This is a genomic window from Cellvibrio mixtus subsp. mixtus J3-8 (assembly GCF_000766945.1).
Taxonomy (GTDB): domain Bacteria; phylum Pseudomonadota; class Gammaproteobacteria; order Pseudomonadales; family Cellvibrionaceae; genus Cellvibrio; species Cellvibrio mixtus_A.
Genome location: NZ_KN266207.1, coordinates 602,273 through 623,239, shown reverse-complemented (window position 1 = coordinate 623,239; position 20,967 = coordinate 602,273). Strand labels below are relative to the sequence as shown.

The following is a 20,967-nucleotide window of genomic DNA, read 5'->3' as shown; positions in this document are numbered from 1 at the left end:
ATCTAAACCGGCCCAAGCTTGAACCGATAGCCCGATCCAAGCATGAGCCAACAGTCAAAAAGGATTAGCCTACTCCCTGTTGGCTAATTTATAACCTGACGGAATCATAAAAATGCTGTCGTTGCGCTGCTCAAGCCCCACAGAAGTAACATCATAAACAAAACGAATTAATGGCTTGGCAGGGTCACGTTCAACTTTTTTAGATGCTGTGGTTTTTGCCTTATTCTTCAAAAACCCGCCCGCCAAACTACCTAAAGAACCAACGGGATCTTTAAAATCAATTTGTTCATTATTTTTCTCAGTATTTGCATTACGCTTTTCCAACGCCTCGCTGCAAGTATTACCATTCGCCAAATACCACTCCAGTTTAATGGAGATGGGATATCCTTTGAGCGCCGACAATTTTCCATTTAACACTTTCATTGTGTTACTTTTTTCTGTGTCACCGCTAATAGCGGCTAACGGTTTATATACTTGCTCACCCAAAAAACGCCCTAATGCAGAATCATTAGCTCCAACTGCTTTCAGGTAATTATTCTGAAATTCCTCATTAATTCTCCATGCATCTTTCATACCCTCATCAGGAGCGGTCATCCAAAAATCCATAACGATTTTATGCTCGTCTTTACGACCTTTATCATCAGTGTTAGTTACATTCCAAACCAATTGATACTGGCTTGCATTAAATCCATTAACCTGACGTGAATTTTTTTTATCAATCACATCAAATGTAGCTTTACTAGTTAATGAACAAGTTGCGGAGGTATTAGGAAAAAAACTTTCTTCTTCACTTTCTTCGTCTGATTCTTCATCAATTAATTGTTTCCATACATTTGTAGCGCAACCAAATAAAGGGCATTCGATATAGGTTTTCTTGGGATTGTTAAAATGCCAGCTCAAGTTCTTCTCGGTAAAACCAATCTGTGTCTCGTTTACATTTCCCAATACCTTGCGCGACACCCAGCTCTGGCGATTCCAGATGTTATCAATACGACGCACAGTACCGCGCGTATAAACGGTTTGAGTGCCTGTGCTATCAGGTAAGATATAGCCACTTATTGCTGTATTAGCGGTTAAAACAACTGTTGGATTTTTAGGCGTTGTATCGACGGTTTCTTTTTTTGTTGCGCAACCAACAAGCCCTAATCCAACAAATGATAAAATTATGTATTTTTTCATGATTAACTCTTATGAAGTAGGCGACTTATTCGCCAGATTTATCCAATAACAACATAGAACCCGCCACAAAAATATCATCTTCAGGGTCTGCAACATCAAATGTAAATTCCAAACCATCAACGGTATCCACATCTCCGCCCTCGGAATCGGCTTCCTTCCACTCACCACTGGTTGAACCCCATAACCTAATCCAAATTGCATGCTCTTTATAACCTAAGGCCGCAGCTTCAAAATTAGCGCTTACCTTAAACTCTGCCAAATATCGGCCAAGTGTAGAGATAGCTATGCCTCCATCTTCCTGTTCACGCATCGGCAAAATATATCCGTGATGCTCTATCCAGGAGACTTTGCCTGACTCAAGATCTTTCATCTTGCGAGAGCTATGGCAAATGGATGTAGATTCAACTTTAGGAAGCTTTTCATGAGATGTTTTAAAATCTGCCATACCACCTGAGTAATTCAACTCCGAAGAATCCCAAGTGAGAGTGATCGCTTGCATAGCTTCTGCCTGGGGAGAATAGCGGGCACCTTTAATTATTTTTGGATTGGCCGGACTAGCGTTAAAATAAAGATAATCGTATTTAGCATCATCACCAACAAATACAGGATTACCAATAAAGAATTGACCGCGAGGCAAATCTCCCTGCACCACATTCTCACTTACAAAAGCGTTTATTGATGGATCTCCGCACCAATCGATTACAGGATTAAATGACCAGCTTCCATATTCCTTTACCCAAACCTCATTCATAACAATACGAGCATCAATTGTACTCTCTTCAAAGTTTCCCACAGCAGCCAAATGTAATTTGTACATACCCGGATAAAAACCATAACGATCGAAAAATGCATCTTTCGCAATAGTTTTAACAGCTACAGTCACAGAAGATGATGAGAAAAAGGAAGAGGAACTGCTGAAACTGGTTGATGAAGAAGAGGATTTTGCAATTGTCGCACCGCCCATCCCAACTCCTCCATCGTCCCCCGAACTACTGCTTCCACTGCCGCCACATGCGGATAAAGCTGAAATCATCACAAGCAAGGATGAAAATCCTTTTTTTGAAAATTGCATAAACACTCCAAATTTAAAATTAAGAAAGCACAATATCGAACTATAACTAGTTAATTACTTATTTCTTGAGTTATTTCCGCCTTAATATCAAAAAATATCTCAAATAAATCACCGATGATACACTTAAGCTCGTAATAATTTGAATACATAGGAACATTAACTTTCGCCTTAAAATCAGCAAAAATTTTTTTAGCAACACCATCAAATCTACCATAAAAAAGCCAGTTATCATCTTTAATTAAAAAAATAAAAGCCTCAACAATTCCATCCTTTAAAACAAATCCAATTCTCAATAGAAAGCAGTCAAAGTCAGATTGACAAAAAAATATTTTTTCCTTCGCCACGTATTTAACTTCAGAATCAAACTCTTTTAGAATTTCTAAAAATTTATTTTTATCACTGCCGGACATGCTTTCGGAGAAATTACTGTGTTCATCACAAATTTTCCCATAGCGCTCAGAAAACTTTACTCGCTCTAATATGGCTAAAAAATCAATAAAGTTACTCATCTAAAAAAATCACCTCTACATTATATTTTTTGGCCAACTCTTTCATAGCCTCATTTGAATCATAAAAATCTTTATTTGATGAAGGAATTTCAAGTGCGCGTATTCACTGACAGAGTATCCATAGCAATCCAGCTTCCGTATTGCGCGTGCGACCCTTCTCCTACAAGTGAGGTTGCGCCTCCTCTACGCAGCTCTGCTTGAAATACCAACAGATTTACTTTAGGTATCGCTGGAATATCATCATCGCGTCGCTGAAAAAATCCATCTACAGAATTCATAGTAATAGAGCGAAAACTATCCATTCTGGCTTTATTGCGATTATAGTTTTTTATACCACCCGATTTTTTTCGAACAACGTCAGGATCATAACGACCGGTAAAACTATTATGTTTGTTTGCAAACTCACTCACTAAATAAACATCACTTAGCGAAATCGAAGTATCCACATCAGGATCATTTTTGTTAACAATGTCTTTAAGGGTTTCATCAGCAACAACCAGAGTTGCTGCATGCATACAAAACTGTGCTTTTTCCAGAATGGTGATCCAGGCATCTAATAAAGTTGCCATCCCTTGCATTGCAGGTTCAAGGCCTTCTTTACCAGCCTCAACAGCAGCATGAATCGCAGAAGTAATTGCACCAACAACAGGAATCCAACTGGTGATATCCGCAATTCGCTCAGTAGAAAGTTCGAGAAATCTAATCCATGACACAACACTAACAGCCTGCGCAATAGCAACCTGATTGGCCACCATTGCACGATTTGTATAGGCTTTGAAATTGAGGTCTTTAGCTTCTACCATAGCAACGCTATAAGCAGCATCAACAGTATTCTGCAGACGTGTTTTTTCGTTAACTACTTCAAAGGAATTCAATGCGTAGGCTACAGCTAGTGATATAACACCAATAAAAGCAATTAAATAAACAATTGCTTGGCCTTTTTGATATTTTTTAAACGTCATATAAAAACCATCCATAGCATTCACCAAAAATATCCAATAAATCGGAGTTGATTTAGCAGCTATTTAGCACATTTTAATTATTTTGCGGTCTTGGTATTCCCATCGTTGTAACTACCCAAATCTTTTTCAGCTTCTTCTTTTGCTGCATCAGCTGCGTTTCCAGCTTCTTTGATTGCATCACCACCGTCCTTGCCTCCAAGCTCCATAGCCATACCACCCATTTGATTACGAGCAGTTTCACCAAAAAAACTTGAATACCCCAATTGCCGCAATAGCAATCAGCGCAACGATAATGATGTATTCAGTCATTCCCTGACCCAGAACTTTATTCTTCATAGCAATATTTTTCATGGAAAACTCCTGTATTTTTAATCCCTACAAATGAGAGGGTGAAAATAGAAAGATAGTTTTTAAAATCGACAGATCTGCAAACATAGATCAGAATAGGAGGGATGTAGCATTGAGCGATTCCCTTCGTCTGTTTGCACGACACATTATCCATATAAAAAAAATCAATTCATCTTCCACTTTATAACCATTTATAATTTTGCGAACAAAATCGCACAATTTTGTATTTGACAAGTCTAATCGAATAAAAAATTTAATTTTTCTATTCGTGAAAAAACATATTTTATTTGAACCCACACCCCGACAAGAGATGAATTATGACCTGGGCACCCCACGTAACAGTCGCCACTATTGTTGAACGCGATAATTGCTTTTTAATGGTGTATGAAGAATCTGATGGAAAAAAAGTTTACAACCAACCGGCAGGCCATTTAGATCCTGATGAAACATTGCATGAAGCAGCTGTTCGCGAAACATTGGAAGAAACAGGATGGAAAGTTCAATTAACAGGGGTTGTCGGTGTAAATCTCTACACAGCACCAAGTAATGGTATTACTTATTTTCGAACCACCTTTATTGCAGAAGCGTTAAATCATGATGCAAATCGCCCATTGGATACCGGCATTATTGAAGCTGTTTGGTTGACATATGAAGAGTTACTGGAGCGCAAAGACCAACTGCGCAGCCCCATGACCTTGCAGATTATTGAGGACTACCGGGCTGGCCGCCGCTTCCCCCTGAATGTTGTAGGTTAAACCTTATCCACCATTGAGGTGGCAGTGGCAGTGGCCGGCGCAGGCGGGTAAAATGCCCGCCTCTTTTTCTGAACTGCTGCCATTTCCTTATGACTCAATCTTCCAAACCTGTAGTTTCAGCCGGTGCTCGCGTTATTGTGGGCATGTCTGGTGGTGTGGATTCCTCTGTATCAGCGCTTTTGCTAAAACAACAGGGTTATCAGGTCGAAGGCCTGTTTATGAAGAACTGGGATGAAGATGACGGCACCGAATATTGTACGGCCAAGGCTGACCTGGCCGATGCACAAATGGTTTGTGACCGTATAGGCATAAAGCTGCACACAGCCAACTTTGCTGCTGAATACTGGGACAATGTTTTTGAACACTTCCTTGACGAGTACAAAGCCGGACGCACACCCAACCCCGATATACTTTGCAATCGCGAAATCAAATTCAAGGTATTTATGGAGTATGCGCGCATGTTGGGCGGCGAGCTTATTGCCACTGGCCACTATGTACGTCGCGCAGATCGCGATGGTAAAACCTATCTTCTAAAGGGACTTGACCCCAACAAAGACCAAAGTTATTTCCTCCATGCAGTGGGTGAAAACGAATTTGCCCATACCCTCTTTCCGGTTGGTGAGCTGGAAAAGCCTGAGGTCCGTCGCATTGCAGAAGAACATGGACTTATTACCCACAACAAAAAGGACAGTACCGGCATCTGCTTTATCGGCGAGCGCCGCTTCAAGGACTTCCTGCAACAATACCTGCCAGCCCAGCCAGGTGAGATACAAACCCCCGATGGCAAAGTAATCGGTGAGCATACCGGCCTGATGTACCATACGATTGGCCAACGCCAGGGCTTGGGTATTGGCGGTGTGAAAGGTGCCAATGAGGAACCCTGGTTTGTCGCGCAAAAGGATCTGACCCGCAATGTTTTGGTGGTTGTGCAGGGTACGGACCACCCCCTTCTATTTACCAATCATCTAATTGCCCAACAGGCCCATTGGATTAATGGTATTTCGCCCTCACATGAGGTGAGATGCACCGCAAAAACCCGTTATCGCCAGCCAGATCAGGATTGCCTCGTAAAAATCCTGGCTGATGGCACACTGGACGTCATCTTCGATCAACCCCAACGCGCCGTTACGCCGGGGCAATCAGTGGTGTTTTATCAGGATGATATTTGCCTGGGCGGCGCCGTCATCGAATCTACCGACAATCGCTAACCTGGCTGTCGTTATTTGTTCAAATCTGTTTTAAGCATGAGAGAGATCGCGTGAGCAAAAATTGGCAAGACATTACCCTCGCCCTCGCAGGCGTATTCCAAAGTGCAGCATTGGTTGAGCAAATAGCCAAAACCGGTTATGTGCAACCCGAAGTACTTAAATGCAGCATCGAATCCATGCTGGATCTCAACCCTCCCAGTACACTGGATGTCTACGGCGGCAAACTTGAAAACCTGCGGACAGGGTTAGAAGTTATGAGGGAGCTGCTAAAGCCTAACTCACAAAAGCATCGAGAGACCCTGCGCTATGGGCTAGGCGTGCTCCATTTACAGAAAAAACTGGCGGGTCGCCGGGATATGCTGAATGTGATTGCTACCCGCCTTGAACAAGTTAACCAGCAAGCACAGCATTTTTCATCTACACACGACAATGTGATTGCCAATTTAGGCACGCTTTACAGCGAAACAATCAGTACCTTTCGTTTTCGCATTCAGGTGAACGGTGACTACAATTATTTGCAACAACAACGTATCGCCAATCAGATTCGTGCGCTCCTGCTAGCATCAATCCGCTCTGCGATTCTATGGCGGCAAGTCGGTGGCAATCGTTGGCAGTTGCTTTTTAATCGTAAAGACATCGCCCGTCAGGTAGACGATTTACTGCGCCGCATTTAAAAATTTTTAATTATCTTTCTTTTAATTTTTCTTTTTTGTTGAGAAACACAATGGATAACTCTTTCAATACCCTTTCAGCACTCAATGCGGTTTCCCCGGTGGATGGCCGCTATGGCAGCAAAACCATTGCATTGCGCAGCATATTCAGCGAATTTGGCCTGATCCGTTTCCGCGTTGAAGTAGAGGTGCGTTGGCTGCAACAACTCAGCCGTCACTCCGGTGTTCCGGAAGTACCTGCATTTAGTGAGGGCACCAACGCCCTGCTCGACTCCATTGTCAACAATTTCAATGAAGCCGATGCACAGGCAGTTAAAGATATTGAACGTACCACCAACCACGATGTAAAAGCCGTTGAATATTTCCTGAAAAACAAATTCAAAGGTAATGCTGAACTGGAAGCCGTTTTGGAGTTTGTTCATTTCGCTTGTACATCAGAAGATATCAACAATCTCTCCCACGCATTGATGTTGCGTGAAGGTCGCAAGGTTTTCATTAAAGATGCAGAAGCAATCATCGACGGCATTGTAAAACTTGCGCACGATTACGCTGCGGACTCAATGCTGTCACGCACACACGGCCAAACTGCTTCACCTACCACTGTAGGTAAAGAAATGGCCAACGTTGCCGCGCGTTTGCGTCGCCAATTGAAAGCAGTAAAAGATGTAGAACTGCTGGGGAAAATCAACGGTGCAGTAGGAAACTACAATGCACATTTATCCGCGTACCCCCAAGTAGATTGGCAAACCAATGCTAAAGAATTTGTAGAAAGCCTGGGCCTGAGCTGGAACCCGTACACCACACAAATTGAACCACACGATTATATCGCTGAACTGTTTGATGCAATTGCCCGCTTCAATACCATCGTGATCGATTTTGACCGCGATGTTTGGGGTTATATCTCTCTCGGTTATTTCAAACAAAAAACTATTGCCGGCGAAGTGGGTTCATCCACAATGCCGCACAAAGTTAACCCGATCGATTTTGAAAACTCCGAAGGTAACCTGGGCATTGCCAATGCAATCTTCACCCACCTCGCACAAAAGTTACCAATTTCCCGCTGGCAGCGTGACCTGACTGACTCCACCGTACTGCGCAATATGGGAGTTGGTTTTGGTTACAGCCTGATTGCTTATGCATCGACCTTAAAAGGCATGAGCAAACTGGAAATTAACCGGGCACGCCTTGCGGAAGACCTGGATAATTCCTGGGAAGTTCTGGCTGAACCCATTCAAACCATTATGCGCCGCTACGATGTGCCCGAGCCTTACGAGAAATTAAAAGCTCTCACCCGTGGCCAGACTATTACCCGTGAAGTGTTAGCGGCTTTCGTGGAAACGCTGGATATTCCTGAACACGCCAAACAAACCATGCGTGATTTAACGCCGGCCAATTACATTGGCAATGCAATAGAGCAAGCGAAAGCGATTTAAATAAATCAAGGGCTCGAATGAGCCCTTGATTTTATTGATGCATTGCAAGTGCGGTTGGGCCAGCGATATAGGCAGCAATGAGCAACCTGTCCGTTACCAAATTATTTTACGTACATAGCTTGTGTTGGGCATGGCTGCCCAACCTACATTAATTTTCAGGTGCAACAAATGACAACACCACTGACTCATCTCGGCGATATGCCAATTGAAGAATTCCTGCGCGATTACTGGCAAAAAAAACCATTGCTGATTCGCAATGCGTTTCCCGGTTTTGAGTCACCGCTTGCGCCAGATGAACTCGCGGGCCTTGCGCTGGAAGAAGAAGTGGAATCGCGCATTGTGTTAGAAAATGGCACTACTCCCTGGGAATTGCGCAATGGGCCTTTTGATGAAAAGACATTTGAAAAATTACCGGAAACCCATTGGACTTTATTAGTACAAGCTGTTGACCAATGGGTGCCTGAGGTAAATCAATTGCTGGATTATTTTCGCTTCATTCCCAACTGGCGCCTCGACGACCTGATGATTAGTTACGCTCCCGACAAAGGTGGTGTAGGCCCGCACTTTGATTATTACGATGTATTTTTATTGCAAGGCCTGGGCAAACGCCATTGGAAAATTGGACAAATGTGCGATAGCAATTCACCACGAGTTGAAGGCACGCGCCTTAAAATCCTGAGCGAATTCCACACGACTGATGAGTGGGTGCTCGAGCCCGGCGACATGCTTTATATCCCACCGGGCATCGCGCATTGGGGCAATGCGCAAGGTAATGATTGCATGACCTACTCTATTGGTTTTCGCGCACCCAGCCACGCTGATATTATTTCCGAGATAGGCCAGGACATTGCATTATCCATTGCGGATGATTTGCGTTACTCCGATCCGGATTTAACCTTGCAAGATAATCCCGGTGAAATTAATGCAAAAGCGCTTGAGCAAGTGCGCAACATTGTTTTGCAACATTTGACGCAGGAAAATATTGCGTTGTGGTTCGGTAAATTCATGACTGAGCGCAAATATCTGGAGCAAACTCAAGAAGAGCCGCTGGAAATAGATGCTGATGAATGGCAATCTGCATTAGCCGATGGAGAACTCCTCTGGCGGCATCCATCAGCCCGCATTGCTTTCCATAGCGATGAAAAAGGCACCCTGCTGTTTGCTGATGGAGAAGCTATTTGCTGCACACGTGAATTAGCCGAATTAGTTTGCAAAGAAGTGGAAATCAGCTGGCGGGAATTAAAAACGTTAGTACAAGATCCCGTTAATCGTGCGGCTATTACTCAATTAATTAACCAGGAAACACTTTTAGTTGATGAGTAAATAGCATCCCCAGGATGGGTATAGCACACGCGCTATCCATCCTTCCTGATACGGGAATACATCATGCACACAATAACAATCACTGACTGGCAAACCAATTCCCGCCAATTATCAACAATCCGCGCTGAAGTGTTTATAGAAGAACAGCAAGTCCCCATTGAAGACGAATGGGATGGGTTGGATGAAACAGCAATTCATTTCCAGGTTCACAATGAGCACCAACCCATAGGTTGTGCTCGCCTGCTCATTGATGAATTAAATCATCAAAAACATTTCCATATAGGTCGTGTAGCCATCTTAAAACCATTTCGTGCTGCGGGTATTGGACGAGAACTAATGGAGTTTATTTTGAACTATTGTTCAAAAGCCGCACCCTATCCTATTTACCTGCACGCGCAAATCGAACGCCGCACTTTTTATGAGCGTTTGGGATTTGTTGCCCGGGGCGATGAATTTATGGATGCAGGCATTCCTCATATCACTATGTATTGGCAAGCAAAGGAGTAACTCCATGGCGGAACAAAGCAAGGCAAGTGAAAACCTGTGGCTGCTGGATGGCCTTGAAGACTTTTGCCATTACTCATCGATGCTCATTAAACAAAATCGCCGTACTTTAGCTATCCTTTCCAAGGACCTTGACGCTTTACTGTATGGCACACCTGATTTTGTTGACGCAATTTCTGCATTCTCCCGCTCAAGTCGTCACACCCACATCCAAATATTGATCAAAGACACCAGACCTGCAATTGAGTCAGGCCACCTGCTGATTCGCCTCGCACAAAAACTCACAGCAAAAATTCTTGTGCGGAAAATGACCGTTGAACCAAACAATAAAGACATGGCTTTTATATTGGGTGATACCGATAAACTCCTGTATAAAAATAATGATGCAGCTTATCGGGGCTTCTTTAACAACAATGCTGCGCGTGAACTGAAGCCATTGCGTGAGGAATTCAATTATCTCTGGCAGTATGCTGAACCAGAGCCTGAATTTCAGCTGCTCTATATTTAACGCCTGCAGATTCCTAAAAACCCCTGTTTAAGGTCACAGCCTTAAAAAAAAGCGCTTTTAGCGCCGAAAAAAGGCTATTCTTTGTTGCCGATTCATTTTTTATCCTATATATATAGCGTCAATCCGTATTCAGTGCTGTTTTAGCCTGTAAATACAGGGGTTTTCGAATGCGGATCAGCAAGTAATGGATAAAAATTGAATGTTGAGCTATCACTGACAATTGAAATTCATCTTGCTGGTTACGCGGATGTTCTTCCGGACATCCAGGCTAGGTAAATGTTTTACACGAGAGTCTTTTGTTTAAAAGATAACCTTAATCAACATTCAAGAATCATAAGGAATCCATTATGGCTGCCAAAAAACCTGCTGCTCCCAAAGCTGCCGCCCCTAAAGCTGCTGCTGCTAAAAAAGCTCCTGCTGCTAAAGCTGCGCCTAAAGCTGCCGCGAAAAAAGTTGCTGCACCTAAAGCTGCTGCTAAAAAAGCGCCAGCGGTAAAAGCAGCTCCAGCCGTTGTCAAACCAATTGCCGAGCGTCAAAACAAAACTCAAATTTTGCAACAAATTGCTGATGCTACCGAGTTGAGCAAAAAGCAGGTTCAAGCTGTATTGGACGAGTTGACCAATGTTATTGAAGGTCATATCAAGAAGAAAGGTATCGGTGAATTCGTTCTGCCAGGCCTGCTAAAAATCACTACCGTTAAAAAACCAGCGACCAAAGCACGTAAGGGTATTAACCCATTCACTGGCGAAGAAGTTACTTTCAAAGCCAAACCAGCCAGCACCTCGGTAAAAGTGCGCCCGCTGAAAAAGTTGAAAGAATTCGCCGTGTAATTAAAGTAGCGATTCAAGCACTAAAAAAAACCCGCGCTGTGCGGGTTTTTTTATCAAGGTGGTTTTTATTGTGGCATCTATAAAACCGTAAATCCTTCTCCAACCAGGGCGTTCTGCAAACGCTTGATGCGCTCGGCAAAGTCTTCCCCAGAGTATTCCCCGGCGGGTAACTTGCCCCAAATCGGTTGTGGCCACGCGGGATCATCAGTAAAACGCGCAATATGATGGACATGCAATTGGCGCACTACATTCCCCAGGGCCGCTACATTCATTTTGTCAGCGTCGAACAAACTGGTCATCACTTCTGACAAGCGACAGGATTCACGTATCAGCTGCAGTTGTTCTTCCTCACTTAAATGGTGGATTTCATAAATATCTTCGCGTTTGGGGACGAGGATACACCAGGGATAATTGGCATCGCGACTGAGTAACAAGAGCGAGAGTTCAAACTCTCCAATAACGACAGAATCCTGGGCGAGGCGCGGATGTAATTCAAACATGGGATTATCCTTTTAGTTAACACAAACATGCTGATACCGGATCTGAAAACACCACTGAAATTCACTTTCGCAGTGCTATACCAATATCATTAACCGCCGTAGAATAGGCGGCTTTCAACCATTATAGCTATCAAGAAGCCATCATTATGCGTTCCAGCCGATATTTAATTGCCACCCTCAAAGAAACTCCTTCCGACGCGGAAGTAATCAGCCATCAGTTGATGTTACGTGCGGGCATGATCCGCAAGATGGCCTCCGGCCTGTATAACTGGCTGCCATTGGGTTTACGGGTATTGCGCAAAGTAGAAAATATCGTGCGTGAGGAAATGGATAAATCCGGTGCCCTGGAAGTATTGATGCCGGTAGTACAACCCGCCGAACTCTGGGAAGAATCCGGTCGCTGGCAACAATATGGCCCAGAATTATTGCGTATCAATGATCGCCATGACCGCCCTTTCTGCCTGGGCCCAACCCATGAAGAAGTCATCACCGATTTGATTCGCAACGAGATCAAAAGCTACAAGCAATTGCCGTTGAATTTTTATCAGATCCAAACCAAATTCCGCGATGAAATTCGCCCGCGCTTTGGCGTAATGCGCTCGCGCGAATTTATTATGAAAGACGCCTACTCTTTCCATACCAGCCACGAATCCTTGCAGCAAACCTATGATGTGATGCACGCAACCTACTGCAGTATCTTTACTCGCCTGGGTTTGCAATTCCGCCCGGTATTGGCCGATACCGGTTCAATCGGTGGCGCCTTCTCCCATGAATTCCATGTGCTGGCAGAAAGCGGTGAAGATGATATCGCCTTCAGTAACGGTAGCGATTACGCAGCAAATATCGAAAAAGCCGAAGCATTACCACCTTCAACACCACGCCCTGCCGCACAGCATGTCGTACAGGAAGTGGCGACGCCCGGTAAGCATTCGATTACTGAGGTGGCCAGCTTCCTGAATGTGAGCCCGCAACAAACTGTTAAAACCCTGATTGTTTTGGGTGAAGTGCGCGACGACAAAACCCAGCCATTGGTGGCACTGGTCCTGCGTGGCGATCATGAACTGAATGAAATCAAAGCCGAGAAATTAACCGGTGTTGCATCGCCACTCACCCTTGCGCCAGAAGCGCGTATCAAAGCTGAATTGGGCGTTGGCATCGGCTCTATTGGCCCGGTCGGTTTAACTATCCCGGTGATTGTTGATCATTCTGCGGCGCATCTCGCCGATTTTGTTTGCGGCGCAAACAAAGATGGTTTCCACTTGACCGGTGTGAACTGGGCACGCGATGCACAACTCACATTAGTTGCGGATATCCGCAATGTAGTTACCGGTGATGCAAGTCCCTGTGGTAAGGGCACGTTGGAAATTAAACGCGGTATCGAAGTTGGCCATATTTTCCAACTGGGAACCAAATATTCCGAAGCCATGAAAGCCAGGGTGCTGGATGAAAATGGCAAGGAGCAAACCATGATTATGGGTTGCTATGGTATCGGTGTTACGCGCGTTGTTGCTTCTGCTATCGAGCAAAACTTTGATGACAACGGCATTATCTGGCCAGATGCCATCGCACCATTCCATGTTGCGATTGTGCCAATCAACATCAGTAAATCTGCGGCTGTCGCGCGTAAAAGTGAAGAACTGTATAACGCATTAACCACCGCCGGTTTGGATGTGTTGTTTATGGATGACGAAAAAGCACGCCTTGGTGGCATGCTTGCCGACACGGATCTTATGGGTATTCCACACCGTATCGTGGTTGGCGATCGCGGCCTGGAAGCAGGTACTATTGAATATAAAGGTCGCCGCGATGCAGAAAAACAGGAAATTGCTGTAAACGATATCGTTTCTTTCCTGGTAAGCCGAATCCAACGCTAACAACCCTTCGCGGTTACTACTGGCAATTACAGTTGCAATTGTTGCAACTGTAATTGTCCACTCTCCCTGTGCACCCTCAAAAAATACTTGCAAGATCACATACATTTTAATTTGCTACTGATCAAACCCGGCTTCGTCATTAATCCTGATTCGTTATTAATGAAATCATGTTCGACTTTTTTCCATCACCGAAACCACGCCCGGCATGCGCCAAAAAAAGTTCGAGTTCCGGCAACACCGCGTCTGTTTCCCACTGAAATGTCCCAGTTTGCAAACTGGCATACCCATCAAGAATTGATTTTCCCATCGCCCAAATTCCCACTTTTATTTTTAACTGGCACCTTTTCAACGCTGTGATGCACATTACAAAGGCATTTTTCCCTTCAATGTTAAGTTTGGCGGGTTGTTTGGTAAGCATTTTTCGCTAGATAAAAAATAAATATGCCTATGAACAACAGGATTTCACCCGATAAACAATCAAATGGGCGATTGTCAGGTGGAACCACCGCATTGATAACACTCCACACACAATAAATGAGAGGAATGCAATGAAATCAGGTATCGCTACTAAAGCAAAACAATTACTGCTGCTGGGGCTCGGCAGTTTTGCAATGGCAGGCAATGTGCAGGCAGCAACCGTCGACCTGCTGGTTCTCTACGATAACTACACCAGGAATTATTTTGGCGGCGACCCGCAAACAGCGATGAATAGTTGGGTCAATCAAATGAATGCCGCTTATGCCGACAGCCAGATTGATGTGCAATTGCGCCTGGTTGGTGTACGGCCTATGGAACAAACCGGTGCCGATATGGGCGCGGTGCTCGGCAATTTACGGGTTAATAGCGCGGCGATTGCATTGCGCGATCAACTGGGAGCGGACTTCGTATCCCAGCTCCATGAAAAAGGCGCTTGCGGTGTGGGTTATGTTGCCGTCGATAAAAACTGGACCTGGAACGTTACTGCGCCCGGTTGCGGCCCTATTGTTATGGCCCATGAGCTGGGCCATAACATGGGTTTGAATCACTCGCGCAAACAAGGCGATCAATCCGGTGCCCGCTTCCGTTACGGTGTCGGTTACGGCGTTGATAACGTATTCGTCGACATCATGGCTTACGAAGGCGTTTTCAATACCACACGCGTTAATCGTTTTTCCAATCCGAATTTAACCTGCCGCGGACTACCCTGCGGAATCCCGGTTGGCCAAACCAATGAAGCCTACGGCGCATTGGCAATTCACAATGTGCGCGATGAAATTGCCGCTTTCCGCCCTACTGCCGGTTCTTCTGGCCCGGTGCAGGTTGCGCAGCATTGTAATTACGGTGGCTACAACGTTGCCCTTACCCCCGGTAGTTACACCTTGTCGCAATTGCTCGCAAAAGGAATTCTTAACGATGATGTGTCATCGTTGCGTGTGCAATCAGGTTACAGCATCACACTGTATCAGCACGATAATTTTGCCGGGAATTCCATCATCAAAACCGGCGACGATTCCTGTTTGGTTGATGAAGGATTTAACGATTCCGCCAGCTCAATTGTGGTGAGTGCCAGCGGCTTTAATACCCTTATTCAGGCAGAAAATTATTTTGCCAATAGCGGCGTACAAACTGAAACGACCACTGATACCGGTGGCGGCCAAAATGTTGGCTGGATCGACACCAATGACTGGATCGCCTATAGCAATGTAACTATTCCAACCTCGGGGACATACACCATTGAATATCGCGTTGCCAGTCCAAGCGGCGGGCGTTTGTCGGCAGATTTAAATGGTGGTGCCATTTTGTTAGGTGAGCTGGCTATTCCTGCGACGGGTGGCTGGCAAAATTGGACCACCATCAGCCACACCGTCAATATCAATGCTGGCACTTATAATTTTGGTGTATTTGCAAAAACCGGTGGCTGGAATATCAACTGGATTCGTATTAAACGCTAAACAATAAATTCCGGTGCGCAGCATTCTGACGCACCGGAATTCGTTAATAACACTAAAAAAGAGCGTGAATTATGCAAACCCAATCAAGTTTCTGGTTAAAAACACTGACGGCGGCGGTGTTAGCTTTCGGTGTTATTTATTTTTACGGTTCTGAACGCGAAACAGTTGTTACACCACCGTCCAGCACAGCAACATCCGCAGCAAACACAACCACAAAACCACTCGCAGCAAATAATAATATTGAACAGGATATTCCCGTGACATCTGGCAATACTACCTCAAATGCCAGCTCATCGCTTTCTGCGATGGTTGGCCCTGAACTGCAAGCAAGAATGGATAGCATCAAACAGCGTCGCCCGGGATTAGATTATTCCCCCGAAGAAGTAGCCGCCGCCGTTGCACGCGATACCTCCTGGAGCCCGGCAGAAAAAACACCGGCCAATTTACCACTAAAACTGGAAGAGTTAACGGATGGCCGCCAATTTATCCACCTGGATACGGTAAAAATTGAAACGCTAATGCCGGGTGATGCGATCAATGTGCGCGTAGCAGAAAATGCGAAAGACTACGAAGTTATTATCGACAACGTAGAAAAACATGATTACAACAGCATCAGTTGGTATGGTCACATCCAGGGTGAGGATGGGCAAAAATATTCGGTGAGTTTTACCCGCGGGGAAACATTAACCGTTGGCGGATTGGATACACCCGATGGTCATTATGTTTTGCAAGCACATGGCAATAACGGCTGGGTTGCATCCAGCCAATTATTATTTAAAGCGGATCCCAAAGTGAGCGATGCAATTCATCCGGCAGATGTTGATCCAAACTATGCCCATACGCGCGATTCACATCAACACCCGCATTGATTAGTAAAGTAGTCCGGGGTGTGCCGGACTACTTTACTACCGGTAAACAGTGCATTGGATAAACATGCCCGTCCTTTACCTTTGAACGGCAGCCTATTCATTTGAGATTTTTTAATTGTCCTTATTTGAATAGCCTGCTTGTTGCTGTAGTAACTCACGCTCAACATCACCCGGTGATCCGGTTTTTCGTGCTAATAAACTGTAGGCAACAGGGACGAAAAAAAGCGTTAATAACGTGGCAACCAATACTCCGAAGATAACCACAATACCAATCACAAAACGTGTCTCGGCACCAGCCCCCGATGAAATAACCAACGGCAAGGCACCGGCAACTGCCGTAAGGCTGGTCATTAAAATGGGGCGCAGGCGCGCAGAAGCGGCTTCAAGTAGTGCCTCGGTAAATTCGACACCGCGATCCCGCAATTGGTTGGCAAATTCGACAATTAAAATTCCGTTCTTTGCCGCCAGGCCAATCAGCATAATTAACCCGATTTGTGAATATAAATTGAAGCTGTTTCCCGTCACAAACAAACCAAGCATTCCCCCCAGTATCGCGAGCGGCACAGTCAACATAATTACAAACGGATGCACATAGCTTTCAAATTGCGCGGCGAGAACCAGGAAGGTAATTAATATTCCTAACAGGAAAATAAACATTACCGAGCTTCCGGCAGTTTGATAATCGCGCGACATTCCTTTGTAATCCACAATCGCTGTGGGCGGCAAATGCTCGCGCACCAATCCATTCAAATGATCCAATGCATCACCTAATGAAAGATTATCCGCAAGATTCGCCTCAATAGTGATGGCGCGTATGCGGTTGTAACGATTCAATCGGCTTGCATCCGCTACTTCTTTCAGCGTCACCAGATTAGCAAGTGGAATTAATTCACCGGAGTTTGCCGAGCGCACATACATATTTTGCAAACTGGTTGTCGTGCGTTGCTCATGGCGCTCCCCCTGCAAAATAACATCGTATTCCTCACCATCATCAATATAAGTTGTCGCCCTGCGCGACCCGAGCATCGCCTCCAGTGTACGGCCAATGTTATTGACACTCACACCCAGGTCAGCTGCGCGATTGGTATCAATCACTACTTCAATTTGCGGCTTGGTTTCTTTGTAATCCCAATCAATTCCCGTTAAGCCCGGATTGTTTTTTGCGATTTCGGCCAACAAGGTATCGCGCCACGAAGCCAACTCTTCATAAGTGCCGCCGCCAATTACAAATTGCACGGGCTTTTGCGTGCGCGAACCAAACCCCTGGCGCATAACCGGGGATGCAGTAACACCGGGAAGATCTGCCAGATCGCGCCGTATTTCCTCCATTATTTCAAAACCATTGCGCCGCACACTCCAGTCACTCAACACCGCCATCACCTGACCGCTGTTAAAACTTTCTGCCGTACCGAAACCGGGCGCACGCAACATCAACCGGGAAATTTCACCGGAATCCACATACTTCATCATGCGGCGCTCAACTTCTGCCATATATTTTTCCATGTAGGCATAGCTGGCGCCTTCCGGGCCGTTAACCATTACTGAAAAATTACCGCGGTCTTCACGCGGTGCATATTCAGAAGGAATAAACATACTGAGAAATACCGCACAGCCCAATAACGCGGCGAATATCACCACGAGGATTTTTGAATGCAGCAAACATTTGCGGATAACTTTTTTGTAGTTATCGCGCAAACGCAACATCGTGTTATCGACTTTTTGGATGAAACGGTTTTTATGTTCGTGATGCTGCAAAATTTTGGAAGCCAACATCGGCGAGAGCGTCAATGCGACTATCGCCGAAAATCCAACAGCGGCAGCCATGGTGATGGCAAACTCGGAAAACAATCTGCCGATATCCCCCTTCAAAAATACGATAGGGATAAAAATGGCAATCAATACCAGGGTGGTTGCAACCACCGCGAACCCTACTTCGCGGGTTCCATCATATGCCGCTAGCAACGGACTTTTATTTTTTTCATGAATATGGCGCATGATATTTTCGAGCACAACAATCGCATCATCCACCACCAAACCAATCGCCAGCACCAGTGCCAGCAACGTCAGCAAGTTGACTGAAAATCCCAGCGTGGCCAACACGGTAAATGTAGCAATAATCGATACCGGCACAGCAACCGCAGGCACCAGCATGGCCCGCACACTTCCGAGGAATAAATAAATCACCAGCACCACCAATACCAGTGCAACACCAAGCGTGATGTAGACCTCATGGATTGCCCGCTCTACAAACACCGAACTATCAAAACTGTTTTCAATGCGCATACCTTTCGGCAAGGTTGCATTAACGCGATCACGCTCTGCTTTTACACCGCGCGCCACATCCATGGTGTTGGCGGTGGATTGTTTGATAATCCCGATGCCCACCTGGGTAACACCGTTGCCGCGAAATATATTGCGATCTTCCTCGGTGCCTTTTTGTACTTTGGCAATGTCCCCCAAACGAATTAAATAACCATCATCGCCGCGTTTTATTACGAGCTGGCCAAAATCCTCCGCCGAGCGATACGAGCGCGCCATGCGCACGGTAAATTGCCGTTCCAGCGATTCAATACTGCCCGCAGGCAATTCAATATTTTCAGCACGCAATGCGGTTTCTACATCATTCACAGTGAGATTGCGCGCAGCAAGTTCGCGGCGATCCAGCCAAATACGCATTGCATAGCGTTGCTCGCCACCGATGCGTATACGCGCTACCCCGTTAATAACTGAAAAACGATCCACTAAATACCGCTGCGCATAATCAGTCAGTTCCGGCATCGTCATGTCATCACCTTCCAGGTTGAACCAGATAATGACATCCTCATCAGAACTTATTTTTTGTACTTCAGGCATTTCAGCTTCTTCCGGCAAGCTGGTGGATGCGCGTGCGACGCGATCGCGAATATCATTTGCAGCTGAATCAATGCTGTAGCCGACATCAAATTGCACCACAATATTCGAGCGGCCGTTTTCACTGGTCGATTCAATATATTGAATACCTTCAACACCGGAGATGCGATCTTCAATAACTTTGGTAATGCGTGTTTCTACTGTTGTTGAGGCCGCGCCCGGATAAACCGTGGTCACCGAAACCACTGGCGGATCGATATTGGGGTATTCACGCAGGGTTAAACGATCAAACGCAACCAACCCGAACGCAACTAACAGAATGGACACTACCGATGCAAACACCGGTCGCTTGATGGAAATATCCGAGAGCATCATGGCAACTCACCCTCAGTTCTTTTTGCGCTGGAGTAATTCAGAAAAATTGGTTGCTTCACCAATGTGTTCCGCTGCCGGTTTTTCCTCCGAGATTACGCTGACCTTTTGCCCTGCACGGATTTTTTGCAACCCATGGGTAACAATTTTATCGCCTTCCGCCACACCATTGAGAACTTCGACCGCGCCCGCCAAACGCTCACCAATTTCAATTTCGCGCCGCTCAACAATAGTTCCACTGTCTGATTTTTTTAGCACGAATACAAAATTATTGCTCCCCAGAGGAACCAGGGCAGATTCAGAAATTACTTTTGCCTGACGCTCTGCAGCCAGCAAATCCACTTTCATCAACATACCTTGTTTTAATTCGTGGGATTTATTGTCCAGCAACGCACGCACTTTAATTGCGCGCGTTACTTCATCAATCTGGTTATCAATACTGACGATTTTTCCTTCAAACACTTTGTCGCCGAGGTCACGGCTTTTTGCCACCACAGTCAAGCCTGTAGCAATGCTGCGCAGATAAATCGCAGGTACAGTAAAATCCAGTTTCATTTTTGAGTCGTCGTTCAACGTAGTGATCTGGTCACCGGGGGAAACCAGCGCCCCGACGCTGACCTCACGCAAGCCCACTACACCGGAAAACGGCGCTACCAGAATTAAATCTTTCAAGCGCGACTCAGTTGCGTTGTAACGCGCACGCGCTGCTTCGTAGGTGCGCACTTGTTGATCCAGTAATGCCTGGGAGGCGGCTCCACGCTTGGTTAATTCACGCAAACGGTCCAATTGTTTTTTTGCTTCATCTGCATTAAAACGCGCCTCTTCCAATAATGCCGACTCCTCACGGCTGGTCATTTCTACCAGCACCTGCCCGCTTTCTACGCGCTCGCCATCTTCAAAATTAATACGCGTAATTTTTTTGGTGCCGTTGGAGGTCAGGGAAATAAATTCATTAGCCCGCAATGTTCCGAGGGCTTCGATATGGGTGGTTAGGTTTTTTACACTGACCGATTGGACAATCACATCGACCGGTTTATCGGCCGGAGCCTGGGCATAAGCTCCCACCGCCAATACTGCACTGAGCAGGCCGGCAATACCGCTTTGTAAAAAGCGCGGCGACTTTTTCATAAATCACTCCTGGAAACTGGGCATCGCCTTGGTTAATTAATTATCAGACGATGTAGCGCACGCGAACATTCACTTGAAAAAGCGAGTAGTCAGCATTCAACATGATTAAGGATAAGGTTTCATGGTGCACTGCCAGCAATT

20 protein-coding genes are annotated in these 20,967 nt (G+C 45.5%); 11 read left to right on the top strand and 9 right to left on the bottom strand.

The annotated features are described in order from the left end of the window. Nucleotides 1-69: 69 nt before the first annotated feature. The 5 genes from A596_RS07695 to A596_RS23725 form a co-directional block, all read right to left on the bottom strand. Nucleotides 70-1,179 carry a hypothetical protein gene (locus A596_RS07695; protein ID WP_039913535.1) on the bottom strand — a complete coding sequence of 370 codons (1,110 nt, stop codon included), beginning with the start codon at nucleotides 1,177-1,179 and terminating at the stop codon, nucleotides 70-72. Nucleotides 1,180-1,204: 25 nt separating this feature from the next. After that, nucleotides 1,205-2,251 carry a hypothetical protein gene (locus tag A596_RS07690; RefSeq protein WP_039913534.1) on the bottom strand — a complete coding sequence of 349 codons (1,047 nt, stop codon included), beginning with the start codon at nucleotides 2,249-2,251 and terminating at the stop codon, nucleotides 1,205-1,207. 50 nt (nucleotides 2,252-2,301) lie between these two features. Beyond that, nucleotides 2,302-2,760, bottom strand: coding sequence for a hypothetical protein (locus A596_RS07685; RefSeq protein WP_039913533.1), 459 nt, complete (start codon nucleotides 2,758-2,760; stop codon nucleotides 2,302-2,304). Between the two features lie 89 nt (nucleotides 2,761-2,849). Next, entirely contained in the window at nucleotides 2,850-3,737 is an 888-nt protein-coding gene (locus tag A596_RS07680; protein ID WP_039913531.1) for a hypothetical protein, read from the bottom strand. A 62-nt stretch (nucleotides 3,738-3,799) separates the two neighbouring features. Next, nucleotides 3,800-3,928 (bottom strand): hypothetical protein, encoded by a 129-nt coding sequence (locus A596_RS23725; RefSeq protein ID WP_268745680.1) that lies wholly within the window; start codon nucleotides 3,926-3,928, stop codon nucleotides 3,800-3,802. Nucleotides 3,929-4,387: 459 nt separating this feature from the next. On the opposite strand from A596_RS23725, the gene A596_RS07670 reads away from it, so the two are divergent. From A596_RS07670 to A596_RS07635, 8 genes are all read left to right on the top strand, one after another. After that, the gene (locus A596_RS07670; protein WP_039913530.1) at nucleotides 4,388-4,825 is read left to right on the top strand and encodes an NUDIX hydrolase; all 438 of its coding nucleotides are present in this window, start codon (nucleotides 4,388-4,390) and stop codon (nucleotides 4,823-4,825) included. Between the two features lie 89 nt (nucleotides 4,826-4,914). Further along, nucleotides 4,915-6,033, top strand: a complete 1,119-nt coding sequence (gene mnmA / locus A596_RS07665) for a tRNA 2-thiouridine(34) synthase MnmA (protein ID WP_039913529.1) — start codon at nucleotides 4,915-4,917, stop codon at nucleotides 6,031-6,033. Between the two features lie 50 nt (nucleotides 6,034-6,083). Then, on the top strand, nucleotides 6,084-6,707 hold the full coding sequence (gene hflD / locus A596_RS07660) for a high frequency lysogenization protein HflD (protein WP_039913528.1): 624 nt from the start codon (nucleotides 6,084-6,086) through the stop codon (nucleotides 6,705-6,707). Nucleotides 6,708-6,757: 50 nt separating this feature from the next. Then, nucleotides 6,758-8,137, top strand: a complete 1,380-nt coding sequence (gene purB / locus A596_RS07655) for an adenylosuccinate lyase (RefSeq protein ID WP_039913527.1) — start codon at nucleotides 6,758-6,760, stop codon at nucleotides 8,135-8,137. A gap of 168 nt (nucleotides 8,138-8,305) precedes the next feature. Next, entirely contained in the window at nucleotides 8,306-9,460 is a 1,155-nt protein-coding gene (locus A596_RS07650) for a cupin domain-containing protein (RefSeq protein WP_039913526.1), read from the top strand. A 63-nt stretch (nucleotides 9,461-9,523) separates the two neighbouring features. Further along, nucleotides 9,524-9,967, top strand: coding sequence for a GNAT family N-acetyltransferase (locus A596_RS07645; protein WP_039913524.1), 444 nt, complete (start codon nucleotides 9,524-9,526; stop codon nucleotides 9,965-9,967). Between the two features lie 4 nt (nucleotides 9,968-9,971). Then, on the top strand, nucleotides 9,972-10,472 hold the full coding sequence (locus tag A596_RS07640; protein WP_039913522.1) for a DUF7931 domain-containing protein: 501 nt from the start codon (nucleotides 9,972-9,974) through the stop codon (nucleotides 10,470-10,472). A gap of 347 nt (nucleotides 10,473-10,819) precedes the next feature. After that, entirely contained in the window at nucleotides 10,820-11,302 is a 483-nt protein-coding gene (locus tag A596_RS07635; protein WP_039913521.1) for an HU family DNA-binding protein, read from the top strand. 77 nt (nucleotides 11,303-11,379) lie between these two features. Here A596_RS07635 and A596_RS07630 read toward each other — a convergent pair whose 3' ends face one another. Further along, nucleotides 11,380-11,802: an HIT domain-containing protein gene (locus A596_RS07630; protein WP_039913520.1), complete on the bottom strand. Its 423-nt coding sequence runs from the start codon at nucleotides 11,800-11,802 to the stop codon at nucleotides 11,380-11,382. Between the two features lie 146 nt (nucleotides 11,803-11,948). Here A596_RS07630 and A596_RS07625 point away from each other — a divergent pair, with 146 nt between their 5' ends. Then, on the top strand, nucleotides 11,949-13,676 hold the full coding sequence (locus tag A596_RS07625; RefSeq protein WP_039913519.1) for a proline--tRNA ligase: 1,728 nt from the start codon (nucleotides 11,949-11,951) through the stop codon (nucleotides 13,674-13,676). A gap of 139 nt (nucleotides 13,677-13,815) precedes the next feature. On the opposite strand, the gene A596_RS07620 is transcribed toward A596_RS07625, so the two are convergent. Then, nucleotides 13,816-14,094, bottom strand: a complete 279-nt coding sequence (locus tag A596_RS07620; RefSeq protein WP_039913518.1) for a hypothetical protein — start codon at nucleotides 14,092-14,094, stop codon at nucleotides 13,816-13,818. Between the two features lie 130 nt (nucleotides 14,095-14,224). Between A596_RS07620 and A596_RS07615 the strand changes: the two genes are divergently transcribed. Beyond that, nucleotides 14,225-15,607 carry a carbohydrate-binding protein gene (locus A596_RS07615; protein ID WP_235425642.1) on the top strand — a complete coding sequence of 461 codons (1,383 nt, stop codon included), beginning with the start codon at nucleotides 14,225-14,227 and terminating at the stop codon, nucleotides 15,605-15,607. 71 nt (nucleotides 15,608-15,678) lie between these two features. Next, a complete protein-coding gene (locus A596_RS07610) occupies nucleotides 15,679-16,476 on the top strand; it encodes a hypothetical protein (protein ID WP_039913517.1) in 798 nt (265 codons plus the stop codon). A gap of 111 nt (nucleotides 16,477-16,587) precedes the next feature. On the opposite strand, the gene A596_RS07605 is transcribed toward A596_RS07610, so the two are convergent. Together A596_RS07605 and A596_RS07600 are read right to left on the bottom strand one after the other, a co-directional pair. Next, entirely contained in the window at nucleotides 16,588-19,701 is a 3,114-nt protein-coding gene (locus A596_RS07605; RefSeq protein ID WP_039913516.1) for an efflux RND transporter permease subunit, read from the bottom strand. 12 nt (nucleotides 19,702-19,713) lie between these two features. Further along, nucleotides 19,714-20,826, bottom strand: coding sequence for an efflux RND transporter periplasmic adaptor subunit (locus A596_RS07600; RefSeq protein WP_052417333.1), 1,113 nt, complete (start codon nucleotides 20,824-20,826; stop codon nucleotides 19,714-19,716). Nucleotides 20,827-20,967: the final 141 nt, after the last annotated feature.